Origin of the sequence: Bremerella alba (assembly GCF_013618625.1) — a bacterium.
Lineage (GTDB): Bacteria > Planctomycetota > Planctomycetia > Pirellulales > Pirellulaceae > Bremerella > Bremerella alba.
Genome location: NZ_JABRWO010000008.1, coordinates 200948 through 224652 on the forward strand (window position 1 = coordinate 200948; position 23705 = coordinate 224652).

19 protein-coding genes are annotated in these 23705 nt (G+C 54.1%); 8 read left to right on the forward strand and 11 right to left on the reverse strand.

From position 1 onward, the window contains the following. Positions 1–189: 189 nt before the first annotated feature. Both HOV93_RS15080 and HOV93_RS15085 read left to right on the forward strand, forming a co-directional pair. Positions 190–1167, forward strand: a complete 978-nt coding sequence (locus HOV93_RS15080) for a DUF1559 domain-containing protein (RefSeq protein ID WP_261358610.1) — start codon at positions 190–192, stop codon at positions 1165–1167. A gap of 57 nt (positions 1168–1224) precedes the next feature. Next, positions 1225–1665 (forward strand): hypothetical protein, encoded by a 441-nt coding sequence (locus HOV93_RS15085; RefSeq protein ID WP_207397342.1) that lies wholly within the window; start codon positions 1225–1227, stop codon positions 1663–1665. Positions 1666–1680: 15 nt separating this feature from the next. Here HOV93_RS15085 and HOV93_RS15090 read toward each other — a convergent pair whose 3' ends face one another. The 6 genes from HOV93_RS15090 to HOV93_RS15115 form a co-directional block, all read right to left on the reverse strand. Then, complete coding sequence (locus tag HOV93_RS15090; protein ID WP_207397343.1) at positions 1681–3390, reverse strand: multiheme c-type cytochrome; 1710 nt, start codon at positions 3388–3390, stop codon at positions 1681–1683. 91 nt (positions 3391–3481) lie between these two features. Next, positions 3482–4660, reverse strand: a complete 1179-nt coding sequence (locus tag HOV93_RS15095; protein WP_207397344.1) for a DUF1573 domain-containing protein — start codon at positions 4658–4660, stop codon at positions 3482–3484. 42 nt (positions 4661–4702) lie between these two features. After that, positions 4703–6967 (reverse strand): O-antigen ligase family protein, encoded by a 2265-nt coding sequence (locus HOV93_RS15100; protein WP_207397345.1) that lies wholly within the window; start codon positions 6965–6967, stop codon positions 4703–4705. Further along, entirely contained in the window at positions 6968–8134 is a 1167-nt protein-coding gene (locus tag HOV93_RS15105) for an MraY family glycosyltransferase (RefSeq protein ID WP_315853419.1), read from the reverse strand. Between the two features lie 85 nt (positions 8135–8219). Further along, complete coding sequence (locus tag HOV93_RS15110; RefSeq protein WP_207397346.1) at positions 8220–8756, reverse strand: DUF4416 family protein; 537 nt, start codon at positions 8754–8756, stop codon at positions 8220–8222. 129 nt (positions 8757–8885) lie between these two features. Further along, complete coding sequence (locus HOV93_RS15115; RefSeq protein ID WP_207397347.1) at positions 8886–10232, reverse strand: outer membrane beta-barrel protein; 1347 nt, start codon at positions 10230–10232, stop codon at positions 8886–8888. A gap of 569 nt (positions 10233–10801) precedes the next feature. On the opposite strand from HOV93_RS15115, the gene HOV93_RS15120 reads away from it, so the two are divergent. Then, positions 10802–11839: a DUF1559 family PulG-like putative transporter gene (locus tag HOV93_RS15120; protein ID WP_207397348.1), complete on the forward strand. Its 1038-nt coding sequence runs from the start codon at positions 10802–10804 to the stop codon at positions 11837–11839. Between the two features lie 85 nt (positions 11840–11924). Here HOV93_RS15120 and HOV93_RS15125 read toward each other — a convergent pair whose 3' ends face one another. From HOV93_RS15125 to proS, 3 genes are all read right to left on the reverse strand, one after another. Beyond that, positions 11925–12563 (reverse strand): IS630 family transposase, encoded by a 639-nt coding sequence (locus HOV93_RS15125; protein WP_207397349.1) that lies wholly within the window; start codon positions 12561–12563, stop codon positions 11925–11927. Further along, positions 12524–12871 carry an IS630 transposase-related protein gene (locus HOV93_RS15130; protein ID WP_207397350.1) on the reverse strand — a complete coding sequence of 116 codons (348 nt, stop codon included), beginning with the start codon at positions 12869–12871 and terminating at the stop codon, positions 12524–12526. Before HOV93_RS15130 ends, HOV93_RS15125 begins: the two co-directional genes overlap by 40 nt. Before the next feature lie 70 nt (positions 12872–12941). After that, on the reverse strand, positions 12942–14462 hold the full coding sequence (gene proS, locus HOV93_RS15135) for a proline--tRNA ligase (RefSeq protein ID WP_207397351.1): 1521 nt from the start codon (positions 14460–14462) through the stop codon (positions 12942–12944). Positions 14463–14704: 242 nt separating this feature from the next. Here proS and HOV93_RS15140 point away from each other — a divergent pair, with 242 nt between their 5' ends. From HOV93_RS15140 to HOV93_RS15160, 5 genes are all read left to right on the forward strand, one after another. Continuing rightward, on the forward strand, positions 14705–15676 hold the full coding sequence (locus HOV93_RS15140) for a 3'-5' exoribonuclease YhaM family protein (RefSeq protein WP_207397352.1): 972 nt from the start codon (positions 14705–14707) through the stop codon (positions 15674–15676). Between the two features lie 448 nt (positions 15677–16124). Further along, on the forward strand, positions 16125–17021 hold the full coding sequence (locus tag HOV93_RS15145; RefSeq protein WP_207397353.1) for a UDP-2,3-diacylglucosamine diphosphatase: 897 nt from the start codon (positions 16125–16127) through the stop codon (positions 17019–17021). 179 nt (positions 17022–17200) lie between these two features. Beyond that, positions 17201–18289 carry a glycosyltransferase family protein gene (locus HOV93_RS15150; RefSeq protein WP_207397354.1) on the forward strand — a complete coding sequence of 363 codons (1089 nt, stop codon included), beginning with the start codon at positions 17201–17203 and terminating at the stop codon, positions 18287–18289. Positions 18290–18363: 74 nt separating this feature from the next. Then, the gene (gene rnr / locus HOV93_RS15155; RefSeq protein WP_207397355.1) at positions 18364–20712 is read left to right on the forward strand and encodes a ribonuclease R; all 2349 of its coding nucleotides are present in this window, start codon (positions 18364–18366) and stop codon (positions 20710–20712) included. 95 nt (positions 20713–20807) lie between these two features. Continuing rightward, positions 20808–21923 (forward strand): pyridoxal phosphate-dependent aminotransferase, encoded by a 1116-nt coding sequence (locus HOV93_RS15160; protein WP_207397356.1) that lies wholly within the window; start codon positions 20808–20810, stop codon positions 21921–21923. A gap of 69 nt (positions 21924–21992) precedes the next feature. Here HOV93_RS15160 and HOV93_RS15165 read toward each other — a convergent pair whose 3' ends face one another. Both HOV93_RS15165 and HOV93_RS15170 read right to left on the reverse strand, forming a co-directional pair. Next, positions 21993–22637: a hypothetical protein gene (locus tag HOV93_RS15165; protein ID WP_207397357.1), complete on the reverse strand. Its 645-nt coding sequence runs from the start codon at positions 22635–22637 to the stop codon at positions 21993–21995. Between the two features lie 164 nt (positions 22638–22801). Beyond that, positions 22802–23446, reverse strand: a complete 645-nt coding sequence (locus HOV93_RS15170) for a hypothetical protein (protein WP_235990409.1) — start codon at positions 23444–23446, stop codon at positions 22802–22804. Between the last annotated feature and the right edge of the window lie 259 nt (positions 23447–23705).

Below are 23705 nucleotides of genomic sequence, written 5' to 3' on the forward strand. Positions count from 1 at the left end.
CCACGACCCACAGCTATCCTAGGTTGGTGCTTCGGGCCGAAAAAGTATCGCATCCAAACGAAGCCAGGCCCCCCGCAGATCTTCACGTGGAGTTAATAGAGTCTTAGTCTGTCGTTAATTTTAGGGTAATAGGGTGACCAGCTTGTATCTGTAATTGAAGAACGAAGAGTAAGAGGAAAGAGGCAAACGATGTGTGCCAAATTGCGTGGACGGTCCGGGTTTACGTTGGTCGAACTGTTGGTTGTTATTGCGATCATTGGGGTGTTGATTGCGCTTTTACTTCCTGCAGTTCAGCAGGCACGTGAGGCCGCACGGCGAATGCAGTGTCAGAATAATCTGAAACAAATGGGACTTGCCTTACTGAACTATCACGACGTGTTCGGTCAGTTCCCCCCTGGCTACATCGATACCGCACCAAATAGTGCTACTTCGCAAGATGGTGGATGGTCTTGGCAAGCTCAGATATTGCCGCAACTAGAACAGAAGGGCTTGTTTGACCAGTTCGATTTCGAATCGCATCCCTACGGACCTGCCAGCGATCCTTACAGCACATTCGAGAACGTGGCTGGGGTTGCGACTGAATTGTCGATGTTTAGCTGTCCTTCCGATCCCAAGCCTTCTCATACATCGGTATTCGAGTCTTCCGATACCGGGTATGTCGAAACGATTGCCACCGCAAGCTATGCTGGTGTGATTGGGGCGTTCACCAATAACGCGTGCGATTCCTTTCTGAACCCTCACTCAGCCCACAACGGATTGTTAGGTGCAAACACGAAACGCAAGATTCGTGACATTACGGATGGCCTTTCCAATACCACAATGGTCGGCGAAATGACCTGGATGCAATCCGAGAATCAAGTGCTCTATGGTTCGATTGGAAGGGGTGGAACGGCCAATTGTGGTGGAAACAATGTTCAGCATCCACCTTATCGCCATTTACGGTCGCATCGCCAGAAGCCCAATGGAGCGACCCCGTCTTCGGCGCATACCGCATTTCATAGTATGCACCCCGGTGGAGTCCAGTTTGCCTTCGCCGACGGATCGGTGCATTTCATCGCGGAAACGATCCAGCACACCGGCTCTAGTAATTCCGAACCGGCCGCAGATTGGGGCGTTTATCAACGCTTAGGAACGATCAATGACGGCCAGGTGATTTCGGGCTACTAAGCTTTGCGTACGCAATTTCCTAATCACGTTATTTAATGATTTGCTAGTAGGCTTTTTATGTTGTTGCACGCGGTATCGCAACGTTTGGTGTTCGCTTCCTTCTTCGTGGTTTTGCTGAGCGGCATGGGGTGCTACCAAACGGGGCCACCCCTGGGCTACGTCGAAGGAACCGTCACGCTGGATGGTCAGCCGATAGAAGGCCTTACGTTGCGGTTTGTCCCCAAGGGTAACGAGGGGACGACGTCCTACGCGGAAACCGACGTCGACGGCAACTATACGGCTCGGTTTACTTTTCGCCAAGAAGGAGTGCTGATTGGCGAACACGACGTCGTGTTTGAACGCCCAATCGGCGCCGATGAACGCGGAATTGCCACATTCCCCAAGGGTTATGAACGCCGAAACGCGATCACGACCGTGGTCGATTCGGGGTACCAGACAATCGACTTTGAGTTGAAAAGCGACTTTGAACATCCCAGTGGGGATCGTCGTCGAAAATAACTCGCACTAAGTTCTTTAGTGCTTGATCTCTTCCCAATACTTCTCGAATGCCCCGTTTGCGTGGAAGTCGGGGCTGTTGTCCAAGTCGTGGCACTTGAGGCACGTATCGCGGGCCGATTCCAGCGGCAGACGCATCTGGTCGACGAACATCGAGGTTTGCTCGCTTGAAAAGCCCCCTTCCCCGTTCTGGGAAGCAACGTGATGCGAGCCAGGGCCGTGGCAATTTTCGCAGCCGACGCTTTTCAGATTGGGGGTCGTCTCCAGACCGAGATAGCCGGAGCGGTACGGCAGGTAGAGTTCCGGATTCCAGCCGGTCACGTGGCATGCCAGGCACTCAGGATCGAAGTGCCGAGGTACTTCGTAGCGTTCCGGAGGATGAACCAGCGTGTCGGTGGCATGGCTATGTTTGGAGTTCTCCCAAACTTCGTAGGCTTCCGAGTGGCATTCGGCGCAAGCTGCGGAACCGACGAACGAGTGTCCGCTGGAATGCGGTTGAGGGCGAATACCGAGGCCATCGAGACCAAGCGTTTCCAATTGTTTCTGGTAGCTCGCCAAAAGACGCAGCATTTCTTCGGAGTCCTCGAAACGGGCATCGAGGGCAACCCGTTCGTAGCGAATGGGCTTTTGGGGATCGTTAAACAATCCGACCACACCGACATACATCCCCTTGGTGCCCACCTGAATCATCTGGGTGTTGGTACCTTCGACGACTTCCGGTTGAAGCGTGGGCTCCCCTGCCCCACCGGCGGTAACCACAATCTGGAACCCGGGGAAAGCCTTGGCGAATTGGCGACTTTCCTCAAGCGAAGCATGCGAAAGGAGAACATAAAGATCGCAGTTTTCAGCTTTCAATTCATTCCAGGTCGCTTCGAGTTGCTGCATCGGATCGCCTAGTTCGACTTCGGCATTCGATATTTTTTGTTGTTCCTTGGTCCCCAGAACGCCGGTGATACCGATTTTCTTGCCTGCTGATTCCACGATCCGATGTTTGGGCGTGAAGCCTAAGAGGCTGGCATTGCTGGAAATGTATTTAATGTTGTCGGGATCTTCCGAGGCAACCGCAGCGAAGACTTCGTCGACCGAGAGGCGTAGGTCATCGGGGCCGAAACTGATCGCATCGTAGTCCATCTTCTTCAAACCTTCGGCGGAGGTCTGGAACTTGATCTCTGCCTGACGACCGAAGCGGCGAACCTGGTTACCGACATCCAAGGAGACAACCTCCCAGCCGCGATCGTTGCGAAGTTGATTCAAAAAGGTCTGACGTCGCATCAGCCCCCCTTTTTGATTGTCGAGGCCGGTGCAGCCGCACGGTTCGATATAGCCGTGCTGTTGTCCGGTTAGAAACAATGCGATCTCCGGCTTGCCCCATCCCTCGAATAGTTCGCGACGAGAAAACTTGGGCTTCTCTTCTTCCTCTTCGGAAGCATCCCTCATCGCGATCTCCGATGGCATTGCCACCGGCTGCACGCTCGACTTGCCTGATCCTTGTTGACCAAGTGGCATCTCGGCGGCAGTTAGAGCAATGTCTGACGATGCCGCAGGCAATGCTTTGCTGGCTGGCATCGCCGAGGCATCGGCCATGTGAACAGGGTTTTTCGCCGGAACTTGCTGGGCAGACCGATCGGCATCGCCCACTTCTGCGGAACGGCTGCAGCCGAATGTGCCCGCTAGTAGGATGGTCGAGACTGAGAGGAAGGTGGCGAAGTGACCCGTTTCGTGACGCATACCATTGAGGGGGTTATGGGTTCGACAAGGTGTTAACCGATCTCCTTTTTACAGGTGACCGGCCTAAAAGACATGATTTACATGGTTGAATCTACTCGACTGAGAAATAAACACCAATATTGACCTCCTTGATCTCTGGATGTCCTTCCACAGATAGAGCGATTTTCCCTAAATCCTTTCGCTCTGGCCCCAGATAATTCCCTTCCGGGACACCAGACGGGATTTCAACCGAAAGAGGGATCTTACGGACACTACCGTTGTTGATCGACTCAGGCTCACCGACTTCAACCTTCATATAGTCAGGGAATGTTTCCTGGGCTTTCACGGTGACTTCGTTTCGATGAGGTCCCTTCACGATGAGAAATAGCTTGGTGGAAGCCCCTTCGGCCTTCTTCAACTTGTTCAGATAGAGCACTGATTTATCGCGATCGTACTTCTTAACCGCGATAATCGAGATGTCCCCGACGATAAAGCTGGTGACAGGAATCTCCAGTTCCGGCCCGAACTCGCTGGTCGTGTGGGCCACGATCGTGTGGCGATTGGTACCTAGCGGCAAGCCTGGCTTCACTTCGACTTCCAGGGAATAACCGGCTAGAGCGCCGTTGGACTGTTCGAGTTCTTCTTCGGTGAGTGGACGATAGGTCGCTGACAGCAATTCCGACTGATCGCCGGTAACGGTGAGATCCTTGATTTCAAACGAGTCCTCCTTGAAGCTCAGGGCCTTCGTCGCTGCTTTGCGAGTCTCTCCTGCGGCCAGGTTGGTGAAGCGGACTTCAGAGGGGTCGAGCACGATAGCCTGCACGACGCTACCGGTGATCCGCAGTTCCAGCATCGATTTACGTGGATCATTCGTCGCGATGCGGGCTGTTTGGGCAAACTCCTCGGCATAGCTCTTGGGACGCCATTCCAATTCGATGTCGGTCGACTCGCCGGGAGAGACTTCCAGCGTGTCTCCTTCTTTCAAATCGGCCATGGTGCACTTACAGGTGGTGCCTTCCATGGTTAACTCGAGGACGCCTTTTCCTTCGTTCTTCACGACAAACGTATGCTTGCCCACCGAGTTCAGCTCCATACGACCGAACACAAAGATATCACTACCTTCGACAACCACCTTGGGGGCATCATCCGAAATCGGAATCGATTTCCAGGCTTGATCCGGATCGGTGATCGGGCCGAAATGATTGGGGAGAGTCGCGTCGCGGTAGGCGATGCCATAACCGGCCGCAGAACCAAGCAACAGGCAGACAAGCAAGAGGGCAATTGGTTTCATGGCATTTAGAAGGAAAAGAGTCGGTAGGATCGAATGGGAATACTATCCTCCCATTGTACGCAAATTCTCAATGACTTGTTTGGCAGAAAGTTCAGGATCTGGCGCCGGCTTCTGATTCTCGACTGTTTTCCAAGGGCCAGGATCATGGATTTTTAGCCGATTTAGGTAGCGTTCGGCATGCGGATTAAGTTTGTCCAGCCGCAGCGCCTCGTCAGCATGGGCGATGCTCTCTTCTTTCAAATCCGCCAAATGAAGGGCCCAGGCCAACTGGGCCTGATGGATCGCTCGGTTAGGGAAAAGGTGAGTTGCTTCGCGGAAATGATTGATCGCGACGAGCAAGTGGTCAGGATCGTCCGACTGGCGATACACGTCGAGGAACCACTCGCCCGCCGTAGAATGCAGCGGAAACGAGTGACCGGCACGGCGGAACGTTTCGGCTAACGCGTCCTCTAGTCCCACCAGCAAGGGTTCTCGATCCTTAAGGCTGGCATCCGAGTTGTTCACCCAGCCTTGAAAGTAAACGTTGGCCAGCGCGGCCGGGCCTTCCTTGCTCCATGTATCGGCTGCGGTCGCCAGCTTCACGTGTTGTTCCATGGCTCGCCAATCACCCTGCCTTCCGGCCAGTGTCGACAAACTCATCTGCGTGCGTCGAGCTTGCGATGGCTGAATGCCCCACAAAGTCACAACCATGAGTCCGATCGCTCCCACACCCAGCGGGATCATTTTTTTGGGCCCGTCTTCCAAGAGGATGCTGCAATGCGCCGGTGAAGCGATCGCCGCGAGCAAGAAAAGGGAGCCTGCGACACTCGGAAAGCTGATACCGCCGGCGGCCAGCAAATTGATAACCAGAGCGGCAATCGCAATACTCATCCACAACCGAAGGTTTTGCGAGATCGGCTGGCCCCAGAGTGTCCACGCGACAAACCCCGTGGGGATGATTCCAATGATTACTGGCATGTAGTCAGGTGAAACTTCCTGCATGATCATCTGAAGCAGCGGGGCAAACAAAAGGGCTAGCCCGGCACCAAGCCATAGTGGATAAGCGGATCTCGGGTCGTCTTGATTCGCAGGTTTGGCTGCCTCAACGGTGGTGTCGGTGGGGTTCGGAGCACGGGCGATTTGCAATGTCCAAAACACCATTGCCGCAACGAGCAGAAGCAGCGCTGGTGTTCCTGCCGAGGCCCATACCTCGAAGATAAAGTTGTGCGGATCAGCGACCGTTTCGCTGGCCATTGGCAACATGAATTCAGGATAGTAGCCCTGGAAATTGCCGAGCCCGCAGCCAAACAATGGATGATTGGCGATGATTGCCGCAGCTCCTTGCCAATACTGAAGTCGGTACAGCACCGATTTGGGAGCTTCACTTAAAACCTCGACATCCAGCACTCCGGTCACAAACCCAAGCATGAATAGGCCAAGTGCGGCGGTCAGTCCGGTCGCCGGAATCACCCACGAGACGCGTCGACCAATCGAGGTTCCGTAGAGCCCCAACAAGGTCAGCCCGAAAAGGGTCGCGAGCCAGGCGGTACGGCTCTTGGTTAGCAGTAGGCAAATCCCCATCAGCGCAATTGCCAGAGCGAATCCGCCAACGCGTTTCCAGTTGGTGTCCGGCGAAAAAGAGTTCTTCAGCCAGCCGAGAGAGATCAAAATCCACGGCACCAGAAACCCGGCCAAGGAATTGGTCAGCGTAAACGTGGCGGTTGGCTCGGTACTGTTAAGGCGACTCTCGAACAGCGATCGAACGGGATTGCCTGGGGTTGGGTCGATGCCGTTGTCAATCAAAATTTGCTCGGCATTTGCCTCGTAGGAAGCACGTTGCGCTGGCATCTCGACAACGTATTGGTACACCGCAAATGACGAAACGAAGACGGCCAGGCAGATCATCGCGGAAAGCACCGCATGACGCTGCGAATCATTCACAATCCATTGCCGGATCAGGAAGTATGCAATCAGAACGTGGGCGTAGTCCCAATAGCTGTTGAATGCGGCTCGCAGGTTGCCTTCCCCGGCGACATGCCAAGTGGAAATGGTGAGCCAGACGAGAAATCCGGCCAGACACGTTTCGGTCCAACTCCAGCGAATTTCGAGTTTGGGTTTCATGAGCGCGGTAGCGCCCCACAACACCAGAAGCAGGCACCAGGCGACAGCTAGCCATAGCTCGGCGCCTCGTTCAGGAGATCCTTCGCTGGAAACAAGAGGAGTTGCAACGGCGAGAAATGCGATGCCTGTTCCCACGAAGTTAGGTAACAAGGACGAACCGGAAGGCTCGTTCGTTGGACGCCGGTCTTTCTTATGCTTGGCTGCCATCTACTCGCTTCGATTCCGTTCTTTGCGACGGGCCGCCTTTTCGATCAAGGCGATCAGACAGAGAACACAAAAAACTAAAAGTAAAACAAAGATAGCTCCGACGAAATCGACCATATGCAGCAGCAACGCACCCAAGCCGCATGTTACCGTCAGCAAGTAAATCACCAATACGGCGCTCGTCTTGCTAAAGCCCATCTCCACCAAGCGGTGGGAGAAGTGGCATTTATCCGCTTGAAAAGGACTCCGCCCTTCACGAATACGGATGTAGAGAACGGTAAATAAGTCGTAAAGCGGAACGGCCAGAATGCAAAGCGGAGCAAGGATCGCATGCTGGCGATTGTTTTCGTAGCTTCCGAAAGTCGCGAGGATGGTCATCACCGCCATGCAAAACCCGATTAAATAACTGCCGGCGTCCCCCATGAAGATCTTGGCTGGCGGTCGGTTGTGATAAAGAAAGCCGAGAATTGATCCGGTGAGTACCAGCAGGAACCCACCAACGAAGAGTTGAGGGCCGGCGGTGGTCGGGTCAGGGGCTATTAGTAATACGGAAGCCAACATGAATGAACCGATTCCGGCAATCCCGGCCGAAAGTCCATCCATGTTATCGAGCATATTGAACGAATTGATCAACGCCACAATCCAGAACAACGTGACGAACTCGGGTAGCAACGGAATATCGACGAAAAAACTGAGCTTCCAGCCCAGAAGCCAAACAACCGTTGCAGCGACCGCAAACTGAACGGCAAGACGAATCTTCCAGCCCAAACCGGTCAAATCGTCGAGCAAACCAACCGTAAACAGGACGGTGGCCAGAGTCAGGAGCGTCCAAAGCGGGATGACTTTCTCTTGATAGCCGGCCAGGTGGGGCTGCGCGAAATCCCAGCCACGCTGTAAAAGGTTGGAACTGAAGGTCATGTCAGGATGGTTCGCCGCGTACCAGACGAGGGCCTGGGCGATGGCAAACGGAACGACTAAACCGACCCAAATCCCGATGCCGCCCCCAAGTGGTGTGGGGACGACGTGCACTTTACGTTCACCCGGTAGGTCGACCAGACCCAACTTCGGAGCCCAGCGGCGCACCAGCGACGTGGTGACGAGCGATAGAATCAACCCCGGCAGCATTGCTGCGACGATAAATGCAAAGGCAATGCTAGGGCTCCAGGTCACAGTTTATCCTGAGTAGAAGTATTTGAGGTCGAAGAGGAAAGATTCCATTCTATTTAAAAAAGCGGCCATTCGTAGACCGCTCTTTCTACGACGTCAGCTGCTGGCGTAGGTAGGTTCGGCAGCGATCGAAAAACTCGTGATACTCTGGCCGTTGGTAGTCTGGATAGGTCCAAGGCCACGAGGTCCATGCTTTTCGGCGAAAGTGAAGTGTGACTTCAGCGTAGATACCATCTCGCAAATAAATCCGGTGATCACGATCCTTGGTGGTGCCAAGGACCAGCTTGGCTTCCGAGATATAGCCGGGGTCCAAGTTTAAGGGACGCTGTTCGGGCCAAAGTCCCTGCGCGGCGTAGTCTTGTTCCCAGGCATTGGAAGTTCGTTTCCAATCGGGAAGATCGGCGGAAGAGCGAAGTTGAGAAAATGCCCAAAACTGTTTGTATTGTTCGGGGCCCATTTCCTGATCGTAATAGGTTGTCTCGGTTAGCAAAAAAGGCTCGCTGACCAGGGCGATCTCTCCCCAAGCGGCTTCGGCTTGTGCTTTTCCCCACGCGAGTGCCGCCGGATAGCGGCTAAACGCGGCGACAATCGGCAAGATATTTCGTGGCTCTTGGATTTCTCCCAAGGGGTTCTCTTTCGATCAGTGTAGGAATGGATGTGAGGAATGCTAGAAACATCTTACAAGAAATAAAAAGTGCCGCGGATGTTTCCACCCGCGGCACTTTTGTAAGCGTCTTTCGACTCTCACACCTTCTTAGAAGGTGAAGATAGCGTCGACACCGTAGAACACACAGTCATCATGCGTGCCTTCGGCGTATGGCGTGCCGCCGTTGCCGTAGATGCCGTCGAACTTTTCGAAGCGAGCTTCAGGACGAACGGTGACATTGGCAGTTGGCTTCCAGTTCAAGCCGACAGTCGTAGCGTAGTAGCTACCTGGCCCGAAGCCAACACGAGCACCGTCTTCGTCGCAGAACCATTCTGCACGGATACCAGCCGACCAGCAGTCGTTGATTTCCTTGAAGAAGTACTGGTTAACACCGTACCAGTAAGCAGCTTCACCAGGGATGTTCGTCTGAACGCCCAAGTCGTGCTGGAAGACATAGCTGTAGCCACATCCGATGTCATGAGTCAGCACGAAGCTGTTCATGTAGATGTTACCGCCATTGGTCTTGCCCCAGTCACCGGCGTTGACGGCCCAAGTGATCGTGGTGCTGTCGGATAGGTCGCGGCTAACACCACCGAGGAAAGTCGCTTGACCTTCCCAGTTGTCAAAAGCCGTGTCCCAACCTTGAACGTAACCGCCCCAAAGCGTGGTGTCTTCAACACCGCTGTAGGTAGCGAGCACACCACCGTGGGTGAACGGTTCGCCGTAGTTCATCGTGTAGGCGTAGCTGGAGAAGAAGTTGTCAGGAGCCTGAACGACTTCGTAACCAATGATGGTGTAGAAGTGACCGACTTTAACTTCCCAATCGCCCCAAGCAGCAGTCATGTAAGCCTGAGGAATGGCCGAACCGTACAGTTCTTCGCCATCTGCCGTTACAGCACTGTCCCAGTCGTTGTCCCAACGATTACGATTGCCGTAACCGAAAGCTTGGGTGTCCGGACCGTCAGCACCAAAGACTGCGTCAACTCGGTAACCGAGGTCGAAGCAGTATGTTTCGGCGTCGGCAGCCTTTTCGGCGTAAATCCAAGCCTGATTCAACGTGGCAGCGTTGGAGATACCTCGGAAGGGAACCGGGCCATTTCCGTTGTTGGTGTTAACACCACGGAAGTTGCCATAGTAACCAGCCGAAACCCAACCACCGATTTCAACTCCGCAGCAGTTTTCGCCAAACAGGGTCCAGGCGTCGCCATGCTCGCAACAACCGAACCAATCCATGCCGCCACAGCAAGAGTCGCTGTAACAGCCACATTCTGATCCGCAGGTCAGGTCGGTATCGCAGCCACATGCTACATCCGACGCACAACCACAATCCGAAGCGATTGCGTTGTAGTTGACCTGGCTGGCGTCATAAATGCCAGCTTCCTGAGCCGAAGCGACGGTCGAACCGCCGACCATCATTGCGGCTGCCAACATGGCGGCCTTCCAATCCATTTTCATCGTAAAAATCCCTCCAATTCCCAGGAATTCGTGAGCGTCCATAACGCGAATTACCCAACCCGCCGCTCGGATGCCTTAACGCCCGTGTGTCCATCGGGGCGGGTAATAAACTTACGCTTCCCCATCGAACCTCTTTATTGATCTCTTGGTCGACTCGCCGATCAGGGCGAAACCAGGAGATCTATCGCCGCCAAGGGGCTTGATAGGTGGTGCGTAGCGTCTCGCAGCTAGTCCAGGTTTAGTTGGTTTATCGAGATAGCCGCCGTGGAAATTCAGTCCACTGTCGTTAGCTAGATCGCTTTGCCATATCCGCAAGGTCTAGCATTCTTGCCTATTTTGAGATTTGGGGCGGCAATTCACCGAAATGGACACTATTTGTGGGCCAATGGTGGGGATTGTTGTGCTGGCCAGGTAAATCCAGGGCGATTTGATAGGTGCTAAGTCGACAAATCCCTTGAGTTATGGGCACAGTTCGGTAACAATTAGGAGTACTAAGAAATGCAGCCAGCTTTCTCAGCCACAAAACTTCTCTGTGCCGGCTCATCGAATCGCTCGGAAGGTCTACTCGTATGAACAATTATGTCTCTCGCGCGACGAACGTACGTCGCGGTTTCACGCTCGTGGAGCTCCTGGTCGTTATCGCGATCATTGGGATTTTGGTGGGTTTGACCCTGCCTGCGGTTCAAATGGCCCGTGAGGCCGGTCGGCGTGCCGAGTGCCAGAACAACTTGAAGCAGATTGGTTTGGCCCTGACCAACTATTCGACGACGGATGAAACCCTACCAGAGGCCGTAGACGTCAATGGCTTTACCTGGATCGCCAAGATTTTGCCTCAGCTAGAACAAAACAATCTGGCTGAAAGTCTCAACATGAACATCTCTGCTGATGGGCAGGCATTTCTCGAAACGCAAATAGAGATGTTGCAATGTCCTTCCGACCCAGAGAATGACAACCTGACCCCCGTCGATGGTATCGGCATCACCAACTATGCCGGTGCGGAAGGCTGGATCTCTGCCCTATCGGAGCAACAGTTCAATCGAACTGTATCGACATCCGTTGGAGGCTCCTATTCGCGTCCGGCATTCTTCGACACCGATGGCACCAGTGGCACTCCCAATTACCGCGCCAAGAAGGTGGATTTAGGCGGCATGTTCCGTCCTGCTTTCCCCACCAACTTGGCTAAGGTAACCGACGGCCTATCGAATACCGTCATGGTCGCTGAAGTTACTGCGGCAGGTTTTACTGGTGGCGTTGCTGATCAGACCGATTCTGGTGAGTCGGCGTTCATTACCGCCGGCCGAGCACGAGCGGCACTTGTGGGACGCTATCCGACAGCCTCTCAATTGCCGGGAGCGTATTCGGCAATTGAAGATGATGCTGGTTACCTTCCTGATGGAACAAACGCACCAGCAACATCGCTGTTTGCACCGGTCTTCATTTCGTCGCAGGCAATCAACTCGCTGTCGCAATCGGCATGTACGCCTCATAACGTTGAGCAGTGCGTCTTCGGCGACGGTTCGGTTCACGCGATTGCGTTGACGATCGACAACGACGTTTGGATGCAGCTCACGGCCATGGCTGATGGCACTGTGATCGAATCTTACTAAGCTTAAGCATCATCCAAAAAAACGGGTGCGATGAAAATCGCACCCGTTTTTGTTTCTTGACCGCTAATCGCTAGTCCTAGTGCGGTTAAGCGTTAACTGTAGCGTAGCCGCAGTGCCGCATGTAGTTGAGGCATTCTGCTGAGGAGAACTCGTCGAGGACTCGGCCGCAGAGGTCCCATAGTTTGTCGACGGTTCGCTCGGCACTATCGCGTAGGAGTTTCTTAAGTTTGGCGAACGCAAGTTCGATAGGATTCAGGTCAGGCGAGTACGGCGGCAGAAAACGCAATTCGGCCCCTGTTTTTTCAATCGCCTCGCGTACACCGCTGACTTTGTGGCTCGACAGATTGTCCAAGATGACGACATCCCCGGCGGACAATGTGGGTGCCAAGTGCTGCTCGACCCAAGCCAGAACGATGGCCCCGTTGATCGGGCCATCCACCGTTAATGGCGCCGTGAAGCCTTCATGTCGCAGGGCTCCGAGAAAGGTAGTCGTTTCCCAACGGCCTGCGGGAACATGCTCGATCAACCGCGTCCCTTGCTCTGATCGGCCGTACGTGCGGGTCATATTGGTCTTGGCCCAAGTCTCATCAATGAAGACGGCTCGCTTGGGATCGATGCGTGATTGATCACGTTTCCACTGGGCACGCTTTTCGACTACGTCTTGGCGTTTCTGTTCCGCGGCGATCAGCGTCTTTTTTTTCGCGTCCGCTTGAGAGCACGGCACGCCTGGCAAATGGTCCAGAGCGAGACTTCGACGCCCAATTCCGATTTTAAATCGGCCTGGATCTCACGCAGGTAAATATCGGATCGCGTGTCGATTTTCTGCGTCAGCCAGACGCCCCAGTCATCCCAAGAACGCTTACGATTACGCGTCGTCTTGGCAGCAACTTTGCCTGACTCACGCCGCTCCTGTTTGATCCGTCTGATCCAAGATTCAGACACACCAAACCGAGTCGCTACTTCGCGCGTCTTTCCACCAGAATCACACGCTGCGAGCACATCTCGCCGAAACTCTCTTGAGTAAGCCTTCATCAGTACCTCCTAGATGATGCCTAGCTTACTCGACTTGCCTAGATGGCGCTAGGGTTATCGCTGAACCGCTCTAGTAAGCCTTGGCGATCAACATCCGCTGAGCAACTTCCTGCCCGGTGAAAAGGCATTTTCCCGGTTCCTGCTCGCCATCGACAGGTACACAGCGAGCCGTTAGTTTGAGCTTCTTAAGCTCATCTTCGACCTCCTTCGCGTCCGCACAGTGGACGTAAGCAAAGCCGCCATGAATCTCTGGCTTGTTGTCGCTCTTGGGGGTGAACCATTTTTTGAGTTCATCTAGGGAGTCGACCTTGCGCGAGTGGTCCTCACGTAGCTTCTTGGCCTTCTCGAATAGGCCATCTTGAATCTCGGTGAGCGTGGAAGGAAGTTCCGCGACGAATTGATCGACCGCAACGGCCTGCTTCTCTTTCGGAGTTTGATCGCGTCGGCCCACGAATACGCTTCCCGAGGCCACATCGCGTGGTCCCACCTCAACGCGAACCGGCACGCCACGCTTGATGTGGTACCAGGTCTTTTCACCGCCCCGTAAGTCACGGTCATCCATGATCACGCGAATCGGAGCCCCGTCGTACATTTGTGCCTTGAGCTTGGCTTCCAAATCAGCACAAAACGCGAGGACCGTAGCTTTCTCTTCGTCGCTACGATAGATGGGAAGGATCACGATGTGTTTCGGGGCCAATCGTGGTGGGACAACAAGGCCGTCATCGTCGCTGTGGGTCATAATTAGTCCGCCGACCAAGCGAGTCGAAACACCCCACGATGTCGTCCAGGCAAACTCTTCAGTCCCTTCCGCCGACTGAAACTTGATCTCCTGGGCTTTCGAGAAGTTCTGACCCAGGAAGTGAGAAGTGCCTGCTTGAAGCGCTTTGCGGTCCTGCATCATCGCTTCGATGCTGACCGTCATGTCGGCCCCTGGGAAGCGTTCCCACGACGGCTTTTCGCCTTTGATGACCGGCATGGCCATGTAGTTCTCTGCGAAATCCGCATAGACATCGAGCATCTGACGCGTTTCGAACAGGGCCTCTTCCTTAGTGGCATGCGCCGTATGCCCTTCCTGCCATAAGAATTCGGCCGTTCGCAGAAACATCCGTGTACGAAGTTCCCAGCGAACGACATTGGCCCACTGATTGATCAGAATCGGCAGATCGCGATACGACTGCACCCATTTGGCGTACATCGAGCCAATGATCGTTTCACTGGTCGGCCGCACGATCAGGGGTTCGTCTAGCTTGCCAGCTGGCACTAGGCCCCCATCTGGTCCTGGTTCCAGGCGGTGGTGCGTGACGACGGCACATTCCTTGGCAAAGCCTTCGACGTGCTCGGCCTCTTTTTCCAGAAAACTCATGGGAATAAAGAGCGGGAAGTAAGCATTCTCGTGGCCGGTATCTTTGAACATACCATCGAGAACTTTTTGCATGTTTTCCCAAATACCCCAGCCCCATGGTTTGATCACCATGCACCCGCGTACGGGGGATATCTCGGCCAAGTCTGCGGCCTTGATCACTTGTTGGTACCACTCGGGATAGTCCGCTTCACGAGTCGGGCTAATTGCGTTCTTGGGCGCCTTGGCCATCGGTATCCCTATGTTCCTATGTCTTTACTAAGGGCAAGTTTGCACCATGGGGTGGATCGGCATTCTAAAAAAATCTTTCAACTGAGGACAGCCGAGGTACGTTTGTGGATACATGCAACCTGAATTGTGGGTCCTTGTTGGAAAAGTGGGGTGTCTTTAGAATCGCCTCCAACCTTATCTCATGGGGGGAACGCGATTTGCGGAACAGCAGCAAATGGGAATCAGAGAATACAGGACCCAGAATGGCCAGAAGAAGCATCACGCAGTTGGGTGAAAATGAGAGCATTAACGAAGTTTACGTCGCTTCTAGTAAGCAACTTCGTCCCAACCGCCAGGGGAACCTTTACCTGCAGTTGCAGCTATCCGACAAATCAGGTGCCGTAAACGCCATGATGTGGAATGCCAATGAAGGCATCTACAAACGATTTGAAGACGGCGACTATATTAGAATTCAGGGAACATCCCAGTTTTACAATGGGGCCATGCAGGTCATTGTCTCGCAGATCGATAAGGTCGACCCACGCGAGGTCGATGAATCGGACTTCATGCAAGTCAGTCCGCAGCGGATGGACGACATGCTGAAGGAATTGGCCGAGCATTTGCGGGCTATCCGCAACATTCACCTCAGGAATCTGGCCGAGTGCTTCTTGATCGATGAGGCACTGATTGCCCGTTTCCGTAAGTCACCGGCTGCCGTAAAGAATCACCATGCCTATGAAGGTGGTTTGCTTGAGCATGTGGTCAATCTGATCAAGGTCGGCAAAGCAATCGTTCCGTTCTATCCGCAGGTCAACGAAGACCTGTTGGTGATGGGAGTTTTGTTTCACGACATGGGCAAAGTCGACGAACTTAGCTCTGACAAAGGCCTCGCTTACAGTGACGAAGGTCAATTGATTGGCCATCTGGTGAGCGGAGTGAGTATCGTCGACCGACTGACCGTCGAAGCCGAGAAGTTAGCCGGCGAGCCCTTCCCAGAAGAGCTGGCACTGCGGCTTAAACACATGGTTGTCAGCCATCACGGGAAGCTTGAGTTTGGCAGCCCGAAGGTACCGATGACAGCGGAAGCGCTTGCTTTGCACTATATCGATAGCCTGGATGCCCACATGCACGGTTTCGATAAACTTCTCGCCGACGATGTGAACACCGATAGCCGCTGGACAACTTACAGTCCGCAGTTCGGTCGAAAGATCTACAAAGGTGGTGGGGACTCTTAAAAGAGCCCTACTCTACGTTGAAGTCGTTTCAACGACATCTTTTCCACGAGGGACGATTGTCGATGCAATGTCGATAATCTTTTGTGCCCCCCGTGGTTCTCATGCGCATGTAAGAGATTAAATCCAAGCAGTAAGCGGCTTGGATTTGCGTCGTGTACTCGCCGTAAGTCACGTTACTCAATCGCCTTACGGTATATCTGGTGATGGCTGAAAGGCAATTCTTTCAGACAAATCGACAAGCGTCACCACGTGCCAGATTTATGATACCTTTACGGCCCATTCACTCCATCTCAACGATTGCGTGTCATAACAGCTAATGTTCCGAAAGGTTTCCTTAAGCTACCATCGCAACTTCGCAGGATCGTTTGAAGTTTCGATGGCCCCCGGCTAAGGCTTTTGAGTCCCTTAGAACTTCGATCAGGATGGAGCCTGTCAGATTATGGGTGCCATGTCGAGCAATCGAGAACGGGTCAGAACGTTATTTTTCAGCGATCTCCACTTGGGTTGTCCTTATGCCCGAGTCGAGCCTTTCTTGGATCTGCTGAATCAACACGAACCGCAGTACATCTACATTGTGGGGGACTTCATCGATGGATGGCGTCTACGCAAACGTTGGCACTGGGAGCCGGTCTATAATGCCATCCTGAGCCGCTTGTTCGAGATGTCTCAGACCGGAACTAAGATCTTCTACACGCCAGGTAATCACGACGATTTCCTACGCAGTTTCCGTTTCAAATTTGATTTCGTCGAAATCGCCGACCAGTTCATTCACCACTGCCCCAATGGCCGTCGAATCTTGGTCACCCATGGTGACAAGTTCGACCAGATCGAGAAGAAGGCCAAGTGGATGTCGGTGATGGGATCGTTCCTATACGATTCGATTTGCTGGGCAGACGAACGCGTTAATCGTTGGCGTCGGCACCATAACCTGAGCCGCTGGCCTTTGGCTGCTTCGATCAAGAAGAACGTAAAATCGGCGGTCCAGTTTGTCAGCGACTTTGAAGATACCTTGATGCTGCACGCCAAGTCGCTGCAGTGTCAGGGAGTGATTTGCGGCCATATTCACACCCCGATCGTTGTCGAAAAACATGGGGTCACGTATTACAACACCGGTGACTGGATCGAAAACAGCTCGGCTTTGTTGGAATACGCCGACGGCCGTTACGAAATAATTGACGTACCCTATGAAACCAATCCAGATGCTGCCCAGGTAATCCCATTAGATCCGGCGGAGGTCGAACGACGCCGGCAAGAGTTGATGGCAGCGGCGCTGGGTGTCGACTTACGCGGATCGGATGAAGCCCCAGTAATGGCGGTTCCATTCCACGCTGATGAGAGTATTTAACGGCATCTTCCTTGTTTCGAGGATGAACCTCGAATTCATGGGAATTGTCTTGTCTCGCAGCAAGGTCACGACATATACATTACAATCACTGCAAATGCAGCGACATTTATGCGGAATGTTTGACAGGGTTGAGGATCAGCCTTGCTGAGTTCCGCCGAGAGATTCTTCCCCAAGTACTTATGGCGAAAATCTTTTACAGCATGTCGGGCGAAGGGCGTGGACACGCGGCCCGAGTTCGGACGATGACGGAACATCTCCGTCACGATCATGAACTCGTCCTATTCGCACCCAACGAAGCGTACGACTTCCTTGCCCCAATCTACAACACGCCAGAGTTTCCTGGCGTGGAAGTTCGCAAATTGCCGGGCCTGAAGTTTTACTATACCCAGCGGCGGCTTGATCTCTCGAAATCGATTTACCAGGGGCTCAAGTTCCTGGGACAATTGAACAAAAACGTTCGCGAAACGACGGAAGTCATTGAGAGCGAGAAGCCGGATTTGATCGTTTCCGACTTCGAGCCCATCCTGCCCAAGGCAGGTCGCAAGTGCGACATCCCGGTGGTCAGCTTGAATCATCAGGATTTTCTCCTGTCATACGATTTGTCGACGTTGCCATCCAGTTTGCAGTGGTATGCGTGGGCTATGGGGTTTGTCGTCAAGGCACACCATGTCGAGAAGCAAGCTACGGTCGTTTCGTCGTTCTTTACGCCCAAACTTCGCCCTGGGTACAAGGATGTCGTGCAAGTGGGCCCCCTGCTCCGCCCGGACGTGTGCGAGGCACGCCCATCGGAAGAAGGTTTCATCCTCTCGTATGTTCGAAAAGCAACGACAGACGACACATTGCACCTTCTCAAGTCGTGCGATCGTCCTGTAAAGGTCTATGGCCTGGGCAAACGTCCCGCAGACGGTCCGCTGACCTATCACGAAATTGACGAGCAACGGTTTACCGACGACTTTATTCACTGCGACGCATTGATCGGCGCTGCAGGCAACCAATCGCTTGGCGAGGCGATTTACCTGGGCAAGCCGGTCCTGGCCTTGCCCGAGTCCTCGCATCACGAGCAAATGATCAATTCCCACTTCCTGAAGGAAATGAATGTGGGAAGTTGGACGGCGATCGAGTCGTTCGCTAAGTCCAATCTCGTTTCGTTCCTCGACGGACTCTCGAAGTTTCGCGAGAACCTGGCCCCATATCAGGGGCAAACCAACGGTAATCCTCCGGCTTTGGCTGCAATTCGCAAGTATCTGCCGTCGACGACGTTGGTCTAAGCAATTCTTCCTAAATCGCCAATAGGGCGATTCTTATGATTGCTCGCAAGTTAGGCGAGCCGTAAACTTGAATTATGGAAATAGAAGAAATAGAAGCAAAGCTACTCAGTCACGTTAATGGACCGAACTACCAGCCGGTCAAACCAAAAATTATCGCCAAGAAGTTGGGCCTTACCGAGGATGATCGTAAGCCCTTCAAGCGAGCCCTGAAGCGGCTGATTCGGAAGGGGCTGGTTCGTTACGGATCCAATCACTTGGTGAAGAAGCCCTCGGTGGAAGATGGCGAGAAGCGGATCACAGGCCGCTTTCAACGCAACGTCAAAGGGTTCGGATTTGTACGCCCGCTAGGTGTCGCGGCCTCTAAGGGACGCGAGGCCGACATCTTTGTCCCTCCGCGTCGTGGGATGGATGCCGCCACCGGCGATCAGGTTCTGATCCGCACCTATCTGGGGCGAGGTCCTCGTGGGGACCAGCGTCTGTGCGGTGAAGTGGTCGAGGTGCTCGAGCGCGAAACGCATCGTTTCGTCGGCACCTATTACGAGACCCACGGCGTGGCTCTGGTTCAAATCGATGGACGTATCTTCGCCGAGCCTATTCCGGTCGGAGATCCCGGAGCGAAAAACGCACAGCCTGAAGACAAGGTCGTCATCGAAATGGTCCGCTTCCCTTCGCATGCCCACGATGGCGAAGCGGTGCTTGTGGAAGTTCTCGGTAAGCGGGGTGAACCGGGCGTTGACCTGCTGTCGATCATCGTTGAATACGATTTGCCTCGCGAGTTTCCTGAAGAAGCCCTGGAAGTGGCCCGCGAACAAGCCGACTTGTTTGATGAATCCATTCCCGAAGGTCGTCGAGATTTTACCGGTGACACCGTTATTACGATCGACCCGATCGACGCCCGCGACTTTGACGATGCGATTAGCTTGGAGCGGCTTGATAACGGGCACTGGGTTCTAGGCGTGCACATCGCCGACGTCTCGCACTTCGTCCCGGAAGGAAGCGCTCTGGATGCGGAAGCCCGAAACCGTGCAACGAGCGTCTATCTGCCGGACAAAGTCATTCCGATGTTGCCGGAGACCATTAGCAACAACCTCGCCAGTCTGCAGCCGGACAAGCTCCGCTTCACGAGAACGGCAATCATTGAGTTCACGCCCGAAGGTGCCCGAGTAAATACCGAAGTCTGCAAAGGAGCGATTCGCAGCAAACGGCGGTTCGCCTACGAAGAAGTCGACGAGTATTTGGCCGATCGTGAGCCGTGGGCCGAAAAACTCACTCCGGATGTCTTCGACCTGGTTGGTCGAATGCACGAGTTGGCGATGATGCTCCGCAAGCGTCGATTCGCTCGGGGAAGCATGGAACTGAGCATGCCGGAACTGAAACTCGACATTAACAAAGATGGCGAGGTGACCGGGGCGCATACGGTCGAGAATACTGAAAGCCATCAGATCATCGAAGAGTTCATGCTCGCCGCGAATGAAGCTGTGGCCGAAGCCCTGTTCGACCGTGAGCTGTTCTTTCTGCGTCGTGCCCATGCTTCGCCTGACCCTAAGAAGCTGGCTGACCTGACCGAGTTTGTCCGCGATCTGGGAATTGATTGCGACAGCCTGGATAGCCGGTTCGAGATTATCCGGGTCTTGAGTGAGGTCAAAGGAAAGCCTGAGCAAGCCGCAGTGAACTACGCGGTGCTGCGAAGCATGCAGAAGGCCGTGTACAGTCCCGACGAGATCGGCCACTATGCGTTGGCGAGCGAGCATTATTGCCACTTCACTTCGCCTATCCGCCGCTACCCCGACCTGACGGTCCATCGCATGTTCGACCTGATCGAGCATGGCGTTCGCCCGCCACAAGACTTTGGCCAGATGCTGGCCGAAGGAGAGCATTGCAGCGAACGCGAACAGCGTGCGGCCGATGCCGAACGGGAACTGGTCAAGATTAAACTGCTCACCTACATGAGCACCCGCATCGGGGAAGAGGTCGACGCCGTGGTCACCGGGGTCGAATCGTTCGGGCTCTTCGTGCAGTCCTTAGACGTCCCTGCCGACGGCTTGGTCCGGATCGATTCGCTCAACGACGATTTCTACCGCTACGACGCGACCACCCATAGCTTGGTGGGCAATCACGACGGAAATTCGTTCCGCTTAGGCGATGTGCTGACGGTACGAATTGCCCGGGTGGATCTGGATCGGCGAGAGCTCGACTACCAGTTCGTAGAAAAAACGGGTGAGCAAAGTACCAAGCAGCCGGCAAAATCGCTTGGCGGAAAGTCAGGCGGCGGCTTTAAGCCCAAGGTCCAAAGCTCGAGCATGAAGTTCTCGAGCCAGTCGAGCCGGCCCAAAAAAGGTGGCCAGGGTGCTAAGAAGTCCAAACAGGGGACGTCGCCATCGGGTCCGAAGAAAGATAAACGCTCGAAACGACGGGGACGCTAGCGATTTCGGGCGGTTCTTGTGAGTTTTCGCCTGGTCGGTAATACTTGCGGGTCGGTATTTGTTTGATTTCCCCCAATAGATGATCGACCCCTTCCATGACCCATCCTTGGATTGCCGAACGCACTGCGGCTTTCGATTCGAGCGGAATCCGCAAAGTTTTTGATCTTGCCGCGAATATGACCGATCCGATCAATCTATCGATCGGTCAGCCTGATTTCGACGTCCCACAAGAGGTCAAAGATGCGGCGATCGATGCGATCCAGGGGGGGAAGAATGGTTATGCACTGACCCAGGGCATGCCCATCCTACGCGAGAAGCTCCAGACGCAGATCAATGACGAATATGGCCATGCCGATCGCAAGGTCTTCGTTTCGTCGGGAACTAGCGGCGGGCTCGTTCTGTCGATGTTGGCCATGGTCAACCCAGGCGACGAGGTGATCATCTTTGATCCCTACTTCGTCATGTATGCCTCGCTGGTCAAGCTGGTCGGGGGCGTGCCGGTCGTGCTGAGCACCTACCCCGACTTTCAGATCGATGTGCATAAGGTCGCCGATGCGATCACCGACAAGACAAAGCTGATCTTGCTTAATAGCCCTGCCAACCCGACCGGCGTGGTCGCGAAGCGGGAAGTCGTTGAAGCCGTCGCTAAGCTGGCTCAGGAAAAGAACATCGCGATCGTGTCGGACGAGATTTACCGCGTCTTCACTTACGACGACAGCTTCTGCTCGCCAGCGACATACAACGAAAACACGATCGTGATCGATGGGTTCTCCAAAAGCTACGGCATGACCGGTTGGCGTTTGGGCTTTGTGCATGGGCCATCCGCAGTAATCGAAACGATGATCAAGCTGCAGCAGTACACGTTTGTATGTGCTCCTCAGCCGGTCCAATGGGCCGGGGCTGCGGCGATGGAAGTCGATATGTCATCGCACGTCGAAGCCTATGGCAAAAAACGCGATAGGCTGATCGACGGGATATCGGATCTTTACGAGATCTCGAAGCCAGGTGGCGCGTTCTATGTCTTCCCTAAGGCTCCCTGGGGCACAGGGACCGAGTTCGTAACCAAAGCGATCGAGAACAATCTGCTGATCATCCCGGGTAACATTTTCAGCAGCGAGAATACGCACTTTCGTATCTCGTATGCGGCTCCCGACGAAACGATCGATCGCGGAATCGAAGTGCTGCGAAAGCTGGCCCAAGAAGGGGGCTAGGCTTAGGTCTGTTCAGCTTAAGGGTCGGTCTTCCAGGCCTTTAGAGATGACCGAGAAATTAGAGTCGTTCTACTGATGAATCGTGAACGGCGTTTGTGGGCGTTCAGTTTCGATGCCGTTAAGCCGTGCGAGAATGTCTTGCAGGATGCGCTGTTCGAGCAGAACGTCGCGGCAAAGAGGAATCCATCCGTCGGTGTGCGGGCCGAGTTCAGGGGTCGACTCGCCGCTGCGGAGTGTGCCATCGAAGCGAACCCCTTCCAAGGCCATTTGCGCGTTGGAAGGCCCCGTGACGTCTTCCATTTCCTTGTGGACTTCGACGCCAATGAAGTAACCCCCCTGCTCTGGCGTCACGCGGACAATGCAGCGTCGACGGATCGTTTGCAGGGTGCTCTCTAGCTTTTCATAACCGCGGGTTGAATCAGTGTGCCACGGCTCGAGCATGGTGCTGCCGATCCGTGGATAGGTTTCCAGGCGACCTTCGGTGAGTTGTCCGGCGACAACACGCACTCGCTGTTCAGTGCGAATTTTAAAGTGCGTATCGACCGCATCGACAATCTGCTCCCACATCAGTTCATGATCGCGTATGGCGACAAAGTGGGGGTTATCGACGGGGGCTGCAGGCGCACTTCCAGCGTGATGCAATAGCGGTACGAAACTGCTGCATCCCAAGCTGCCCAATAGCAGCCAGCAAATTAGAAGGTGCCACCTCGCCAAAATAGCGCTCCTGTCGGTCGTTAGAGGGAGCGAGAGTTTGACGAAACAGCCTGCTGACAGCAAGGTCAAATCATCGGCCAGCTAGCATGCTGGCAAGAAACACGTCAGGCCGTGACATGCATCACGGCCTGACGGGCTTATTCTGGTGTATCGGTCTGGGACGCTTAGCTGTAGTTCTCGTCCATGCCCAATCGCATCCGAAGTTCGTCGAATTGCTGCTGGTACTGCTGCGACGAGGAATGGACGTGCTCTGCTTCGGTGATGAATTTCATCCCAGGGCTGGGGTAAACGTCTCGGTCGATGAAGGCCTCTTCAAACGGCTTGAGCGCGTTGCCATAGACGATCAGCAATTTGTGTTCGTCGAACTGGACTTCCAGTGGATGGTGAGGATTCAGTACGGCAATGCCGGTACAACCGTCGTTGAGCAAGAGATCTTCGTAGTCCCAAAGAATGCTCTTAAGAACAGGAAGGTCGATGTGTTCGCGGTACAAGTCGCCATTCTGCGAGGCATCGTGGTGATGGCTCGACTCGAGAACGACGTCCACTTCGGTACCCAACGGATCCAAAAGATCCATGAACGTATCAAACAAGTTCGACCGCGTGGCGCTGCCCATCAGGACAGGAACCGTGCTGCCGGTTTGCTCGTCGCGGTACGTTTCTCGGCGAAAGCCTTGTGTAGGAACCACCTTCAAATCAAAAGAAGGGCGAACAGCTTCGGTTAATTCAAAGCCGTTGTAGCTTCCAACGTCCAGGTGTGCTTCCAATTGCTCTTCCGAGAGATGCTCGAAACTGTTGGCGATGTGGCCCATTTCGTTCTCGTGAAAAACGCTCTTGAAAAATCGCTTCAAGAAGCCCATGAGTGACCTCTGCTCCGGTGTTCTTGCTCGGTTGGGAAGCCTCGGTGTCCCGTCCAAGTTGTTCTCTGGTTCTTTTCAAATCCTAGGTTGGATTCCGGCTGCGTGATGCGTTTTCTTGCGGACTTGTTTTCCGCAATCGGTCTCCGCTTGGTGGGCCTAAGGTATCAGGCCCGGCGAAGAGCGTTTCACGCGAATCTACCGAGAACATAGC